Origin of the sequence: Agromyces mediolanus, from assembly GCF_044917495.1 — a bacterium.
Classification (GTDB): domain Bacteria; phylum Actinomycetota; class Actinomycetes; order Actinomycetales; family Microbacteriaceae; genus Agromyces; species Agromyces mediolanus_B.
Genome location: NZ_JAVSSI010000004.1, coordinates 90,994 through 105,666 on the forward strand (window position 1 = coordinate 90,994; position 14,673 = coordinate 105,666).

16 protein-coding genes are annotated in these 14,673 nt (G+C 70.4%); 10 read left to right on the forward strand and 6 right to left on the reverse strand.

Features of this window, described 5'->3' with window-relative positions; genetic code table 11:
- Nucleotides 1-46: 46 nt before the first annotated feature.
- The 7 genes from ROT00_RS07545 to pknB all read left to right on the forward strand — a co-directional run bounded on the left by ROT00_RS07545 (nt 47) and on the right by pknB (nt 8,967).
- The gene (locus ROT00_RS07545) at nt 47-781 is read left to right on the forward strand and encodes an FhaA domain-containing protein (protein ID WP_404773684.1); all 735 of its coding nucleotides are present in this window, start codon (nt 47-49) and stop codon (nt 779-781) included.
- On the forward strand, nt 778-1,329 hold the full coding sequence (locus ROT00_RS07550; protein ID WP_404773686.1) for an FHA domain-containing protein FhaB/FipA: 552 nt from the start codon (nt 778-780) through the stop codon (nt 1,327-1,329). The genes ROT00_RS07545 and ROT00_RS07550 overlap by 4 nt, the downstream gene beginning before the upstream one ends.
- Before the next feature lie 3 nt (nt 1,330-1,332).
- A complete protein-coding gene (locus ROT00_RS07555) occupies nt 1,333-2,562 on the forward strand; it encodes a PP2C family protein-serine/threonine phosphatase (RefSeq protein WP_404773688.1) in 1,230 nt (409 codons plus the stop codon).
- Nucleotides 2,555-4,024 carry an FtsW/RodA/SpoVE family cell cycle protein gene (locus tag ROT00_RS07560; protein ID WP_404773689.1) on the forward strand — a complete coding sequence of 490 codons (1,470 nt, stop codon included), beginning with the start codon at nt 2,555-2,557 and terminating at the stop codon, nt 4,022-4,024. Before ROT00_RS07555 ends, ROT00_RS07560 begins: the two co-directional genes overlap by 8 nt.
- Entirely contained in the window at nt 4,021-5,475 is a 1,455-nt protein-coding gene (locus ROT00_RS07565) for a peptidoglycan D,D-transpeptidase FtsI family protein (protein WP_404773691.1), read from the forward strand. The genes ROT00_RS07560 and ROT00_RS07565 overlap by 4 nt, the downstream gene beginning before the upstream one ends.
- Nucleotides 5,472-7,205, forward strand: coding sequence for a serine/threonine-protein kinase (locus ROT00_RS07570; protein ID WP_404773693.1), 1,734 nt, complete (start codon nt 5,472-5,474; stop codon nt 7,203-7,205). The genes ROT00_RS07565 and ROT00_RS07570 overlap by 4 nt, the downstream gene beginning before the upstream one ends.
- Before the next feature lie 67 nt (nt 7,206-7,272).
- Nucleotides 7,273-8,967, forward strand: coding sequence for a Stk1 family PASTA domain-containing Ser/Thr kinase (pknB, locus tag ROT00_RS07575; protein ID WP_404773695.1), 1,695 nt, complete (start codon nt 7,273-7,275; stop codon nt 8,965-8,967).
- A gap of 63 nt (nt 8,968-9,030) precedes the next feature.
- On the opposite strand, the gene ROT00_RS07580 is transcribed toward pknB, so the two are convergent.
- The 3 genes from ROT00_RS07580 to ROT00_RS07590 are packed head-to-tail and all read right to left on the reverse strand — an operon-like array spanning nt 9,031 to nt 10,630.
- Nucleotides 9,031-9,663 carry an anthranilate synthase component II gene (locus tag ROT00_RS07580; protein WP_404773696.1) on the reverse strand — a complete coding sequence of 211 codons (633 nt, stop codon included), beginning with the start codon at nt 9,661-9,663 and terminating at the stop codon, nt 9,031-9,033.
- Nucleotides 9,664-9,819 carry a hypothetical protein gene (locus ROT00_RS07585; RefSeq protein ID WP_189083956.1) on the reverse strand — a complete coding sequence of 52 codons (156 nt, stop codon included), beginning with the start codon at nt 9,817-9,819 and terminating at the stop codon, nt 9,664-9,666.
- A 1-nt stretch (nt 9,820) separates the two neighbouring features.
- Complete coding sequence (locus ROT00_RS07590; RefSeq protein WP_404773697.1) at nt 9,821-10,630, reverse strand: class E sortase; 810 nt, start codon at nt 10,628-10,630, stop codon at nt 9,821-9,823.
- A 92-nt stretch (nt 10,631-10,722) separates the two neighbouring features.
- On the opposite strand from ROT00_RS07590, the gene ROT00_RS07595 reads away from it, so the two are divergent.
- Entirely contained in the window at nt 10,723-10,962 is a 240-nt protein-coding gene (locus ROT00_RS07595; RefSeq protein WP_189083957.1) for a cell division protein CrgA, read from the forward strand.
- A gap of 240 nt (nt 10,963-11,202) precedes the next feature.
- Here the strand turns inward: ROT00_RS07595 and ROT00_RS07600 are convergent, their stop codons facing one another.
- Together ROT00_RS07600 and ROT00_RS07605 are read right to left on the reverse strand one after the other, a co-directional pair.
- Nucleotides 11,203-12,057 carry a rhomboid family intramembrane serine protease gene (locus ROT00_RS07600; protein WP_404773699.1) on the reverse strand — a complete coding sequence of 285 codons (855 nt, stop codon included), beginning with the start codon at nt 12,055-12,057 and terminating at the stop codon, nt 11,203-11,205.
- A gap of 25 nt (nt 12,058-12,082) precedes the next feature.
- On the reverse strand, nt 12,083-12,634 hold the full coding sequence (locus ROT00_RS07605) for a peptidylprolyl isomerase (RefSeq protein WP_243569926.1): 552 nt from the start codon (nt 12,632-12,634) through the stop codon (nt 12,083-12,085).
- Nucleotides 12,635-12,754: 120 nt separating this feature from the next.
- Between ROT00_RS07605 and ROT00_RS07610 the strand changes: the two genes are divergently transcribed.
- Nucleotides 12,755-13,264: a DNA helicase gene (locus ROT00_RS07610; protein ID WP_404773701.1), complete on the forward strand. Its 510-nt coding sequence runs from the start codon at nt 12,755-12,757 to the stop codon at nt 13,262-13,264.
- A gap of 537 nt (nt 13,265-13,801) precedes the next feature.
- Nucleotides 13,802-14,050: a hypothetical protein gene (locus ROT00_RS07615; protein WP_404773702.1), complete on the forward strand. Its 249-nt coding sequence runs from the start codon at nt 13,802-13,804 to the stop codon at nt 14,048-14,050.
- A 135-nt stretch (nt 14,051-14,185) separates the two neighbouring features.
- Here the strand turns inward: ROT00_RS07615 and ROT00_RS07620 are convergent, their stop codons facing one another.
- Nucleotides 14,186-14,623 (reverse strand): NUDIX hydrolase, encoded by a 438-nt coding sequence (locus tag ROT00_RS07620; RefSeq protein WP_404773704.1) that lies wholly within the window; start codon nt 14,621-14,623, stop codon nt 14,186-14,188.
- Between the last annotated feature and the right edge of the window lie 50 nt (nt 14,624-14,673).

Below are 14,673 nucleotides of genomic sequence, written 5' to 3' on the forward strand. Positions count from 1 at the left end.
CTCGCGCTAACATGACGCGAAGTCAGACACCGGAATCGGGAGACCTGTGGGCCTACTGGACAACTTCGAGAAGGGTCTCGAGCGCGCCGTCAACGGCGCGTTCGCGAAGACCTTCCGTTCCGGACTCCAGCCGGTCGAGATCACCTCGGCCCTGAAGCGCGAGATCGACACGAAGGCCGCCGTCGTCTCGCGCGACCGCGTCCTGGTGCCGAACACGTTCACCGTGCGGATGGCGCCGGAGGACTACGACCGGATGTCCCGCCTCGGCCCCGCGCTCACCGACGAACTCGTCGATCTCGTGCAGAAGCACGCCGCGAGCCAGCGCTTCCAGTTCGCCGGCGGCATCACGATCGAGCTCCAGCCCGACGAGCAGTTGAGCGTCGGCATGGTGCAGGTCGACTCGCAGAACGTGAAGGGCCAGGTCGCCTGGACCCCCGTGCTCGACGTCGACGGCAAGCGCTACCCCATCATCAAGGGCCGCACGGTGCTCGGCCGCGGCAGCGAGGCCGACATCGCCCTCGGCGACACCGGCGCCTCCCGCCGCCACGCCGAGGTGCAGTGGGACGGCTCGCGCGCCCGCGTGCGCGACCTCGGCTCGACCAACGGCACCCAGCTCGACGGCGCCCCGGTCTCCGACTCCGTGCTGGAGCCGGACTCCGTGATCACCATCGGGCGCACCCGCATCGTGTTCCGCGTCCTCGCTCAGGCCGCGGCCGCGCCGCGCCGCGAACCGGCGACCGAGCGCCACGACATGAACGGGTTCTGGGGGCCGGCCGAATGAGTCAACTCACCCTCCTCGTCCTCCAGATCGGCTTCCTGCTGCTGATGTGGGTGTTCGTGTTCGCCGTGGTCTACGCCCTGCGCAGCGATCTGTTCGGGCAGCGCGTCCGGAAGCTCCAGCCGGATGCCGCGCAGGCGGCGGCCCCGTCGGCGTCCGGATTCCCGAGCTCCCCGATCACGCCCGGCGGCGGCACGCGCACGCCGGCGCCCGCCGCGCCCGCGGCGGCGCCCCCGAGCGGCGAGATCGCCTCGGCGCAGAACGCGAGCCGGCTCATCATCACCTCCGGCCCGAAGTCGGGCGCCGAGTTCCCGCTCGGCCGCGACGAGATCACGATCGGACGCTCCGCCGACTCGGCGATCATCATCCGCGACGACTACACCTCGACCCACCACGCGCGGCTCATGCTGTGGAACGACCGGTGGATGATCCAGGACCTCGACTCCACGAACGGCACCTTCCTCGACGGCTCCCGGGTGAGCGTGCCGACCCCGATCCCGCTCGGAGTCCCGGTCAAGGTCGGCGCGACGACGTTCGAGCTCCGGCGGTAGCCCATGACGCACGTCAAGGCGAGCGCGGCGGTCTCACACGTCGGCCGGGTCCGGAGCAACAACCAGGACTCCGGCTTCGAGGGCAACCATCTCTTCTTCGTGGCCGACGGCATGGGCGGCCACGCCGGCGGCGACGTCGCGAGCGCGATCGCGACGCATCGCATCGCCGAGGTGGACCGCGCGTTCGACGACCCCACCGAGGCCGCCGCGGTCCTCGAGGGCTCGCTCATCGCGGCCAACCGCCGCCTCGCGGAGACGGTCGCGGAGCACTCCGAACTCACCGGCATGGGCACGACCGTGAGCGCCATGATGCTGACCGGCGACCGGGTCGTCATCGCGCACATCGGCGACTCGCGCATCTACCTCCTCCGATCGGGCGAGCTGAACCAGGTCACGATCGACCACACCTTCGTGCAGCGGCTCGTCGACGCCGGCCGCATCACCGCCGAGGAGGCGATGGTGCATCCCCGCCGCTCGGTGCTCATGCGCGTGCTCGGCGACGTCGAGGCCTCCCCCGAGATCGACACGATGGTGCTCGAGACCCGGCCGGGCGACCGCTGGATGCTCTGCTCCGACGGCCTCTCGGGCGTCGTCTCCTTCGAGGAGATCCACGACTTCCTCGCGGCCGACCAGAGCGCGAAGCCCGTCGCCGAACGGCTCGTCAAGGCCTCCCTCGACGGCGGCGCCCCCGACAACGTCACCGTGATCGTCGTCGACATCGGCGAGCCGCCGGCGCCCGAGACGCCGGGCGTCATGGTGGGCTCCGCCGCCGCCCCGCTCGCCTTCAAGACGCCCGAGCCCCCGCGCCCGCGCGGCATCCGGCTCGCGCCCTTCCGCCCGCACCCGGTGCAGGAGACGCACTTCGAACCCGACTCGGTCGACTACTTCGACGAGCTGATCGAGGAGGACGAGCGCCGCCGGCGCCGACGGCGCATCGTCTGGGGCGCCTGGATCGTGCTCCTCATCGGCGCGATCGTCGCGGCCTTCGTCATCGGCTACCAGTGGACGCAGACGCGGTTCTACGTCGGCGAGCACAACGGGCGGGTCGCCATCTACCAGGGCATCCAGCAGAACCTCGGACCGATCTCGCTGCACGAGCTGCACACCGAGACGACGATCGACGTCTCCGAGCTCCGCACCTACGACCAGCAGCGGGTGGAGCAGACCATCAGCGCGGACTCCTACTCCGAGGCCTCCCGCATCGTGCAGCGATTGGAGGCGTCGCTTGACTGAGCCGATCGCCTCGCCCCTCGGGTCCCCGAGCTCGTCTGGTTCCCCGAGCTCGTCGAGGGGCGCCACCCGCCGCTCCGCCCGCGCCGCGGGCGACCCGACGCCGCCCTCCGGCATCCGCCGCATCCGGCTGCCCCAGAAGCTGCGCAACCTGGAGCTCGCGCTCCTCATCTTCGCCTGCGCCATCAACGGCGGCGCGATCGTGCTCGTGCAGCTCGGCGCGCTCGGCACCATCGACACCCAGCTGATCCTGCTCGGCGTGGGGCTCTCGGTGCTCGTGCTCGCACTGCACATCGCGATGCGCTTCGTCGCCCGCGACGCCGACCCGTTCCTCCTGCCGATCGCGACCCTGCTGAACGGCATCGGCATCGCCATGATCTACCGCATCGACATCGCGGAGGGCGACACCGGCTGGGACAGCGCCGCCGTGCGCCAGATCGTGTGGAGCGCGATCGCGATCGTCTGCGCGATCGCCACGATCCTCGTCATCCGGAACCACCGGGTGCTGTTCAAGTACACGTACCTGTCGGGGCTCGTCGCGATCGTGCTGCTGCTGCTCCCGCTCGTGCCGGGGCTCGGCGACGACCACGACGGCGCCCAGGTCTGGATCTCCATCGCCGGCGTCATGAACTTCCAGCCGGGCGAGATCGCGAAGATCGCCCTCGCCGTGTTCTTCGCCGGCTATCTCGTGCGCAACCGCGACTCCCTCTCGATGGTCGGCCGGAGCTTCCTCGGCATGCGCTTCCCGCGCGCCCGCGACCTCGGCCCGCTGCTCGTCGTCTGGGCGCTCTCGATGGCGGTCATCGTGTTCCAGCGCGACCTCGGCACCGCGCTGCTCTACTTCGGCCTCTTCCTCGTCATGCTCTACGTCGCGACCGGCCGCCTGTCGTGGATCGTGCTCGGCCTCTCGCTGTTCCTCGCGGGCGCCCTCATCGCGAGCCAGGTGCTCGAGTACGTCGGCAACCGCTTCGCGAACTGGCTGAACCCGTTCGACCCGGCCCGCTACGAGGCGGAGGTCGGCGGCAGCTATCAGCTCGTGCAGGGGCTCTTCGGCCTCTCGAACGGCGGCCTCATCGGCACCGGCTGGGGCCAGGGCCGTCCCGACATCACCCCCGTGCCGCAGTCGGACTACATCATCGCGAGCCTCGGCGAGGAGCTCGGCCTCGCCGGCATCTTCGCCATCCTCGCGCTCTACCTGCTCTTCGTGTCGCGCGGCTTCCGCATCGGCTTCGCCGGCCAGGACGACTTCGGCAAGCTGCTCGGCGTCGGCCTCTCCTTCGTCGTGGCGCTGCAGGTGTTCATCGTCGTCGGCGGCGTCATGCGCGTCATCCCGCTCACCGGCCTCACGACCCCGTTCCTCGCGGCCGGCGGATCCTCGCTCGTCGCGAACTGGATCATCGTGGCGCTCCTGCTGCGGCTCTCCGACACGGTCCGCAACCATCCGAGGCTGGTGATCGACGGATGAACCGCGAACTGAAGCGCATCACGATCCTCGTCTTCGTCATGTTCCTGTCGCTCTTCGTCGCCTCGACGATCGTGCAGTACGTGCAGGCGCAGAACCTCGCGGACGACCCGCGGAACTCGCGCACCCTCTACGAGAGCTACTCGGTGGAGCGCGGGCCGATCCTCGTCGGCGGCGAGCCGATCGCCTACTCGCAGCCCTCCGGCGACGACTACAAGTTCCAGCGCGTCTACGCGAACGGCCCGCTCTACGCGCCGATCACGGGCTTCCTGCCGGTGAACGGCGAGGCGACCGGCCTCGAGCGATCGCTGAACTCGTTCCTGAGCGGCCAGTCGTCGACCCAGTTCTTCGACCAGCTGAACCGCCTGATCTCGGGGCAGGACCCCATGGGCGCCTCCGTCGAGGTCGCGATCGACCCCGTCGCGCAGCAGGCCGCCTGGGACGCGCTCGGCGACTACACCGGTGCGGTCATCGTCACGGAGCCCTCGACCGGGCGCATCATCGCGATGGTGACGAAGCCGACGTACGACCCGAACACCCTCGCCGTGCACGACAGCGCGCAGGTGCAGGAGACCTACCAGGGGCTCGTCGACGACCCCGCCGACCCGCTGTACAACCGCGCCACCGGCGGCGACATGAACCCGCCCGGCTCGGTGTTCAAGCTCGTCGTCACCGCGGCCGCGCTCGAGTCGGGCAAGTACACGCCCGACAGCACGTTCCCGAACCCGGCGTCGCTCACCCTGCCCGGCACGGACTCCGTCGTCCGCAACACCGACGGCGGCACGTGCGGCGGCGGCGCCCAGGTGACGCTCGCCGACGCGCTGCGGCTCTCCTGCAACATCCCGTTCGCCGAGCTCGGCATGGCGCTCGGCGACGACGCCATCCGGGAGCAGGCCGAGAAGTTCGGCTTCGACACCGAGTTCGACATCCCGACGGCGACCGCGGCGAGCACCTACCCGAGCGTGCTCGACGAGCCGCAGACGGCGCTCACCGCCTTCGGCCAGGGCGACGTCCGGGCCACCCCGCTGCAGATGGCCATGGTGTCCGCCGCGATCGCGAACGGGGGCATCGTGATGAACCCGACGCTGGTCGACCAGATCACCGCCCCGGACTTCGCTCCGCTGCAGGAGTTCCAGAAGAGCGAATTCGGCCGTGCGATCAGCAAGGAGACGGCCGACACCATGGTGCAGATGATGGTGAACGGCGTCGAGAACGGCGCCGCGAGTAATGCAAGAATAGACGGCGTCAGCGTGGCTGGGAAGACGGGCACCGCGGAGAACGGCGAGAGTGACCCGTACACTCTCTGGTTCACCGGTTTTGCCCCGGCCGACGCCCCCCAGTACGCGATCACGGTCCTGGTGGAAGACGGCGGGGGACAAGGGCAAGAGGGGTTCGGCAACGGGATTGCCGCACCGGTGGCGAAACAGGTACTAGAGGCGGTGCTGAGCAAATGAGACCGAGCGCAGGGCTCACCTTCGGTGGGCGCTACGAACTGCAGTCGCGCATTGCGATCGGCGGCATGGGCGAGGTGTGGCAAGCCACCGACCTCGTCATCGGCCGACAGGTCGCCCTGAAGATCCTGAAGGACGAGTACCTCGGCGACCCCGGCTTCCTCGAGCGCTTCCGCGCCGAGGCCCGGCACGCCGCGCTCGTGAACCACGAGGGCATCGCCAACGTCTTCGACTACGGCGAGGAGGACGGCAGCGCCTACCTCGTCATGGAGCTCGTGCCGGGCGAGGCGCTCTCGACGATCCTCGAGCGGGAGCACGTGCTCTCCACCGACAAGGTGCTCGACATCGTCGCGCAGACCGCCGCCGCGCTCCAGGCCGCGCACGCCGCGGGCCTCGTGCACCGCGACATCAAGCCCGGCAACCTGCTGATCACCCCCGACGGCCGCGTCAAGATCACCGACTTCGGCATCGCGCGCATCGCCGACCAGGTGCCCCTCACCGCGACCGGGCAGGTCATGGGCACGGTCCAGTACCTCTCGCCCGAGCAGGCCTCCGGCCACCCGGCGTCGCCGACGACCGACATCTACTCGCTCGGCATCGTCGCGTACGAGTGCCTCGCCGGCCGCCGCCCCTTCACGGGCGAGTCGCAGGTCGCCATCGCGATGGCCCAGATCAATGAGACGCCGCCGGAGCTGCCGGTGACGGTCTCCGAGCCGGTGCGCAACCTCGTCTACGCGTGCATCGCGAAGAACCCCGCCGACCGTCCGCAGTCGGCCGCGCACCTCGCCCGGGCCGCGACCGCGCTCCGCCGCGGCGACGTGCAGGCGGCGGCCGCGGCGGTCCCCGCCGTGCTCGGCACCGGCGACGGCACCGCCGCGACGCTGCTGCTGCCGCAGCAGGGCGCTCCCACCGCCGCGACGACCGTGCTCGCCGCGGGCGCCGGTGCGGCCGCGGGAGCGGCGCTCGGGGCCGATGGCACGGCCGAGGCCGAGGCCGAGGACGGCAAGAAGAAGCGCAGCAAGTGGACCTGGCCGCTGATCATCCTGATCGCGATCCTCGCGATCGTGCTGATCGGCACCGTCGTCGCGCTGCTCCTGAACGGCGGCGGCAAGGCCGCCCCGTCCACCTCGAGCAAGCCGCCGACGTCGAGCGCGCCGCCGAGTTCGACGCCGCCGCCGACGACGGATGCCCCGCAGACGATCCAGATCGACCGGGCGCACTTCATCGGCATGAACATCGACGCCGCGCGCGCCGAGATCGAGGGCATGGACCTCCCGGTCAACGCCGTCGAGGGCGGCCCGGCGACCGAGCCCGGTCTCGCGAACACCGTGTCCGACGTCAACCCGAGCGGCCCTGTGCAGCCCGGCACGACGATCACGCTGACCTATTACGGCGAGCCCGAGACGCCCTCAGCGCCCGGTTCGGCGCCCGCGGTCGACCCGGCCTCGGTCCAGGCGGGCCAGTCGTTCACCGTCTCCTGGCCGGCGGCGAGCTGCCCCTCGGGTCAGACGCTCTCCGGCTACAGCATCACGGTCGACGGCCCGGCGTCGCAGCCCTCGCCCGTCTCGGCCGATGTGCGGCAGGTCACGATCGCGACGAACGCCGACGCCACCGGCCAGGTCAACGTGAGCTACAGCTACTTCTGCGGTCAGCTCAGCTCGCCGTCCTCGCCCGCCGCCACCGTGACGATCGAGGACGCCCCGCTGCCCGGCAACGAGAACCCCGACAACTGACGCGGACCACCGCCGAGCTCCAGCGCGGGCGCACCCGAGCCCGCGACGAGGAAAGGAACTGCACGACGTGAACGATGAAGGTCGCATTCTCGCGGGTCGCTACCGCGTGGGCGCGCTCATCGGGCGCGGCGGCATGGCCGATGTGCACGTCGGCACGGATTCGCGGCTCGGTCGTCAGGTCGCGATCAAGCTGCTGAAGCCGCAGCTCGCGACCGACCCGGCGTTCCGCATGCGGTTCCGCCAGGAGGCGCAGTCCGCCGCCCGGATGGCCCACCCCACCATCGTCCGCGTCTTCGACGCCGGCGAGGAGACCGTCGTCGATCCCTCGGGCCATGAGGTGCAGCTGCCCTTCATCGTCATGGAATACGTCGAGGGGCGCCTCCTGAAGGACGTCATCAGCGACGGTCCGCTCGAGCCGCAGGCCGCGGTCCGCGTCGCCGAGGGCGTCCTCACCGCGCTCGAGTACTCGCACCGCGCCGGGGTCGTGCACCGCGACATCAAGCCGGGCAACATCATGATCACCACCGCCGGTCAGGTGAAGGTGATGGACTTCGGCATCGCGCGCGCGGTGTCCGACTCCTCGACGACCGTGGCGCAGACGACCGCCATCCTCGGCACCGCCTCGTACTTCTCGCCCGAGCAGGCGAAGGGCGAGACGGTCGACGCCCGCACCGACCTGTACTCGATGGGGGTCGTGCTCTTCGAGATGCTGACCGGCCGTCCGCCGTTCCGGGGCGACACCCCGGTCGCGGTGGCCTACCAGCACGTGAGCGAGCGCCCGGTGAAGCCGAGCGTGATCAACCCGAAGGTGTCGCCGGCGCTCGACACCGTCGTCATGCACGCCCTCGCGAAGAACCGCGACGAGCGCTACCAGACGGCGGCCGAGTTCCGGGCCGACGTCGAGACCGCGGCATCCGGCCGGGTTCCCGTGCACCGCGAGCCCGACGGCTCCGCGATGCTCTTCGACGCGCCGACCGGATCGCTGTCGAGCTCGGAGCTCGCGCTCCGCCAGCTCACCGAGGACGAGTCGATGGCGCGCACCCAGCGGCGCCCACCGGCGGTGTGGATCTGGTCGGGTATCGTCGCCGTCGTCGTGATCGTGATCGCGGTCATGTACTGGGCGCTGAACCTGCAGCCCACGACGGAGCTGCCCTCCGACGTGGCGCGGGTGCCCGATCTCAGCGGCCAGACCTACGAGGAAGCCTCGGCGGCGCTGAAGGATCTGAAGCTGCCGGCGACCCGCATCGACCAGACCGACGAGACCGTCGAGGCCGGGAAGGTCATCAGCACCGATCCGCCCGCCGGCGAGACGGTCGCGAACGGCACCGTCGTGACGGTGTACGTCTCGACCGGGCGCGATGCCGTCGAGGTGCCCGACGTCACCAACATGACGCTCGACCAGGCGAAACAGGCGCTCACCGACGCCGGGCTCGTCCCCGGCAGCGAGACGCGCGACAACTCGCCGACGGTCGCCGAGAACACGGTGCTGTCGACCGATCCCGCCGCCAAGACGAAGGTCGAGGTCGGCACCACCGTGAAGTTCAGCATCTCGAGCGGCAAGGTCACGCTCACCGACCTCACCGGCCAGTCGCTCGAGGCGGCGAGCTCGTTCCTGCAGTCGCAGAACCTCCAGCTGGTGCCGGTGCCGGTGCCCGATCCGGACTGCCCGTCGGAGTCCGGCTCGCCGGTCACGCAGCAGTCGCTCGCGCCGGGCGACGTCCCGCAGGGCTCCGAAGTCGAACTGACGTACTGCGCGGGCTGAGCAGGCGCAGCGGGGCACGCGGCTCCGGGCGCACCGGACGCGGCATCCGCCGCTGCGCGTCGGCTACTTGAGCAGCGGGTTCAGGCCTGCGGCCCGCTCGCGCGCCTCGGGGAGCCCGGCCGCGGCCAACCAGTTGCCGAGCATCCGGTAGCCGCCCTCGGTCAGCACCGACTCGGGGTGGAACTGCACGCCGTAGATCGGGGCGCTCTCGTGGCGGAGCCCCATGATGACCCCGCCGTCGGTGCGGCTCGTGACGACGAGCTCGGGCGGCAACGTGCCGTCGACGATGGCGAGGGAGTGGTAGCGGGTCGCCGTGAACGGCTGCGGGACCCCGGCGTAGAAGTCGTCGTCGTCGTGCCGCACGTTCGAGGTCTTGCCGTGCATCAGCTCCTCGGCGTTCGTCACGACGCCGCCGAAGGCCTCCGCGATCGCCTGGTGGCCGAGGCAGACTCCGAGGAGGGGCTGCCCGCTCGCGAGTGCCGCCTCCACCGCCGGGATGGAGATGCCGGCATCGGCGGGCTTGCCCGGTCCGGGCGAGACGAGCACGGCGTCGTACTCGGCGAGCCGAGCGGGGACGTCGGCGACGGCGATGTCGTCGTTGCGGACGACCTCGGTCTCGGCGCCGAGCTCCTGCAGGTATCCGTTCAGCGTGTAGACGAAGCTGTCGTAGTTGTCGATGACGAGGACGCGGAACATTTACTCCACCGTGACGTTGATCGGGTTCAGGATGTGGTCGACCCAGGGGAAGACCCACGTGAAGAGGGCGTAGACGGCCGCAGCGGCCAGCACGAGCATGATCAGCAGGCGCAGCCACCAGGGGCCGGGCAGGATGCGCCAGAGGGCTCCGTACACGTCACTGCTCCCATCGTGCGACGTCGGCCGCGATCTCGGCGGGCGGCCCGGCGGACAGCGGCTGCCAGGACTCGAGCACCCCGTACGCGATGAGCCGCTCGGCGGTCGAGTAGAGCGGGTTGCAGGTCGTCAGCGTGACCAGCCGGTCGCTCGGCTTCAGATCGGGGTGGTGCGGCACGGGTGCGAGCACGTCGACCGAGTCGGGCGTGACGTACTCGAAGTCGCGGAACCGGTAGGTGTACCAGCCGTCCTTCGTCTGGATGAAGATGCCGTCGCCGAGCTGCAGCTGCTCGATCTCGTGCATGCCGCCGCCGTAGGCGCTGCGGTGCGCGGCGATCGCGAAGTTGCCGACCTCGCCCGGCATCTGCGTCTCCGGGTAGTGGCCGACGCCCAGCTCGAAGCTGTTGAGCACATCGAGCCCGTAGCCCTGCGCGACCGTGCGCACCGAGTCCACCGTGCCCGGCGTGTTGAAGCGGGGCACGTACATGACGGCCAGCGGCTCGCCGTTGCCGTAGGTGTTCGTGTCGACGACCGGGTCGCCGTAGTCGGCGGGATCGGGCGGCGGGGTGTCGCCGCGGGCCGCGCGCTCGTCTTCGATCCACTTGGAGCTCTGACCGGATGCCGCCTGCGACTGCTGCCCGGCCATGATCGCGTCGTTCCACCACAGCTGCCAGCCGAGGAACAGCAGGATCAGCACGCCCGCCGTGACGAGGAGTTCGCCGAAGACGCCGACGACGCTCACCCGAGGGCGCGGCTTCGCCGGGCGACGCGCGGCGCGGCGCCCACCGTCAACCGGCGCGGGCTCGGACATACCCGTGAGTCTACTGCCGCCGGGCTGTGCTCCACCCGAGTGCGCGAACGCCGGGATGGGAGGAACGCCCGGCCTCGGCTAGAATCTCGGGCATGGCACGTGCGAAATCCCCGAAGCCCGCGAACGCGGAGCAGCCGAGCGGCGAAGAGGCCCCGAACCCGGTCTGGTTCAAGCCCGTCATGTTCGGCTTCATGCTGCTCGGACTGGCCTGGATCATCGTCTTCTACGTCTCCGGCGGCGCCTGGCCGATCGCCGACCTCGGGCCGTGGAACATCTTGATCGGATTCGGCATCGCCTTCATCGGCTTCCTCATGACCACCCGCTGGCGCTGACGCCGGCAGACCGACGCATCCGAACGGGGGCGAGCGCTTCGGCGCCCGCCCCCGTTTCGTATGCCGGGAGCAGTTCTCCACAGTTCTTCACAGGGTGATCCACATTCTCCACAGCAGGCTGTGGAATCTGGGGATAACCCTCGATTGCCGCGAATTCCCGTGATTCCGCGCCTCTGGAGCGGCATCCGCCGAATCACATCTCTGTAATTCTCCCCAGCTGTGGAGACGGATGTGGATAACTCAGAAGGCGCCGATCTTCCAGCGCGCGACGAGGAAGCCGAGCACGAAGAGCGCGACGACGAGCCCGGCGAGCAGACCGATCTGGATGCCCCTGCGGGAGCGGTCGCGCGTCTCGAGGTAGATCAGGCCGACGAGCGCACCGCCGACGAGGCCGCCGAGGTGGGCCTGCCAGGAGATGTTCGCGCCGGGGAGGAATCCGATCGCGAGGTTGATCGCGAGCAGGACGTAGAGCTGGGTCAGGTTGCCGCCGAGCCTGCGCTGGATGACGACGAAAGCGCCCATGAGGCCGAAGATCGCCCCCGATGCGCCGAGCACCCAGGTGAACGGGTCGGCGAGCACCACGACACCGATCGAGCCGGCGAGCCCGGCGATCAGGTAGAGCGCGAGGAACCGCCAGCGGCCGAGCATCGACTCCAGCAGCTGACCGAACAGCCACAGCGTGTACATGTTCAGCAGCACGTGCAGGATCGAGCCGTGCAGGAAGAGGCTCGTGAGCGCCCGCCACGGCTCGATCGAGAGCACGAAGGCCTGCGGGGTGAACGCGAAGAGGTTCGTCAGCAGCGAGCCCGTGAGGAACTGCAGCAGGTAGACGACGAGCGTCACCCCGATGATCGAGTAGGTGACCACGGGAGCGCCGCGGCCCGCGGCGCTCCGCATCCGGGTGAAGGCGGCCGGCTTGGTGCGCGGCGCCTGGGCGCGCTGCTCCCGCATGCACTCGGGGCAGATGACCCCGACCGGTGCCGGCGTCTGGCACTCGCCGCACACGGTGCGGCCGCAGCGCTGGCACAGCACGTAGCTCCGCCGATCGGGATGCCGATAGCAGAAGTCCTCGCGGGACGGCGCGCCCTCGCTCACCCGATGCTCGGGATTCTCGAGGCGGTCAGCGCTGCTCGATGGAGATCGACTCGATCACCACGTCGTCGAGCGGCTTGTCGCGACCGTCGGTCGGCACCGCGGCGAGCTTGTCGACGACGGCCTGGCTCGCCGCGTCGGTCACCTTGCCGAAGATGGTGTGCTTGCCCTGCAGCCACGTGGTCGGGCCGACGGTGATGAAGAACTGCGAGCCGTTCGTGCCGCCGCCGGTGATGCGGTCGGGGCCGGCGTTCGCCATGGCGAGCACGTAGGGCTCGGTGAAGTCGAGCTCGGGGTTGATCTCGTCGTCGAACTGGTAGCCGGGGCCGCCGATGCCCTGCCCGAGCGGGTCGCCGCCCTGGATCATGAAGCCCGGGATGATGCGGTGGAACACGACGCCGTCGTAGAGCGGCACGCCGCTCTGCTTCTGGCCGGTGCCCGGGTGGGTCCACTCCTGCTCGCCGGTCGCGAGGCCGATGAAGTTGCGCACCGTCTTCGGCGCGTGGTTGCCGTAGAGCTCGACCTCGATCGGGCCGTGGTTCGTCGTGATCGTCGCAACAGCGGTGGGGAGAGCAGCCATGTCGGCCATTCTCTCATGCACGAAGAGGCATCCGGTGGCAACCCCTGACGACTCTCACCTCGTTTCCAGGCGGTTCGGTGGCAAGATGGAGGAGTTCGCTGCACAACGATGGAGGTCGACATGAGCCTGTCACGCAAGCGCCGGAAGGAACTCAAGCGGCTGCGGGGGAGTGCGGAGGAACTGTGGGGGAACCAGCAGGCCGTGCTGGAGCACGCGAATTCCGTCGCCCGTGAGGCCAGCCGTCAACTCGGCAACCTGACCCGCGAAGAGGTCGTTCCGCGTGTCCGAGACGGCTACCAGACGTACGTCCGCCCCGGACTCGACTCCGCGCGCGTCGTCGCACGACGTGCGGGCGAGACCGCCGAGCGCACCGCGGGGAGCTTCCTCGGCTCGCTGCTCTCGGTCGGCGACATCGCCAACGACACCCGTGTGCGGCGCGCCCTCGAGCGCGTCAACCCGCGTGCCGTGGTCGTCGAGCAGAAGAAGGGCCCTGGCGTCGGCACGATCCTCGCGATCGGCGCCGGTGTCGTGGTGGCCGCGGGCGTCGCGTACGCCGTGTGGCAGACCTTCCGCGCCGACGACGAGCTCTGGGTGGCCGATGAGGAGCCCGAGGGCCCCGCGGCATCCTGAGCCCCCGCGTCCGTCCGACGCGCACCACTCGCACGATGGCCCCGCCGATCCGGCGGGGCCATCGGCGTCTCCGCACCGGATTCGGAGCGATTTCGGCCAGGCACTTGCGCCGGCGCCGCGATCACCGATAGGTTCGTGACCGTTCGTTTCCGCCGAGTTTCAGAGAGGAGTGATGACCGATGATGAAGCAGACGTTCACGTCGCCCGCCGGCCACACCTTCCTCGGCGCAGCGTTCGCGGCCTCCGTCGCCGCCTGCTGAACCCGGGTTGAGCGCCACCGGTCTTCACGGACCGCACCGCTCCTGAAGGTTCCGGCCCCACGGGCACGTCGCGCCATCGAGGCGCATCGCCCACCACCGAGTCGCTGACTCGGACGTCGCACGCTGCGGCTCCCCGCCCGGATCCCTCCGGCGCGGCCGCGCGACGCCCCGCCCCGATCCGGGCGGCGTCGCGCCTGAGACTCGGCGCGCCCTCCCGCGCGCCGGAATCCGGCTCCGAGCATCCTCGGCGCCGACCATCCTGAACGAAGGAACCATCGTGAATCCCACGACCATCACCACCCTCGGGACCACCGAGTCCCGTGCGGGCGACGTGCGCACCGGCGCACGGATGCTCCGCGAGCGATTGGCCGCGCGACTCGGACTCGCCCTGATCGAGTGGAGCCGTCATCACGACGAGCGCCGCACGCATCGGGCAGTGGCCGACCACCGCGAGGCGCAGCGCATCGCCGCCGAACTCCGCGACCGCGGATTCAGCAGCGTCGCGCTGAGCGTCACCGCCAGGTGACCCCGTGATCGCCGTACGACCCGCCGGGTACTCAGCCCCGGCGCCGATCCAACGGCCCCGTCCGCTCGGACGGGGCCGTTGCCTGTTCCCCGGCGCGCTGCGGGCTCTGGCGCCCTGCGCCGCCGCGACGGCCGCTCAGCGCTGACGCCCGTCCGCGGGCTCCTCGGCGTTGAGTCGCAGCCCGATGTCGAGCAGGCTCACCCGCTTCAGCCGCGGGATCTCCTCGAGCCGCACCCAGCGCGCCTCGTCGCTCGACCCGCCCACCTCGTTGCGCAGCTCGCCGCCGATGACGTGCGCGCGGTACACGACCCGCATCGCGTAGAGCGGTGCCTGCCCCGTGTTCCGCCGCTCCGCCGGGATCACCATCGTGTCGATGCCGAGCAGCCGATCGATCCCGGCGTCGTAGCCGGTCTCCTCGCGGATCTCGCGAACCGCCGCCTCGAGCGGATGCTCGGACCCCTCGATCCCGCCGCCGGGGAGGGTCCACCCGGAGCGGCCGTGCTCGTTCCAGTGCGAGAGCAGCATTCGCCCCTGGTCGATGATGACGCCATACGCCGCGATGCGGATGTCCATGCGGTCACTGTACCCGCACGCGCGGAGCACCCCGGCGCCCGCTCTGCACG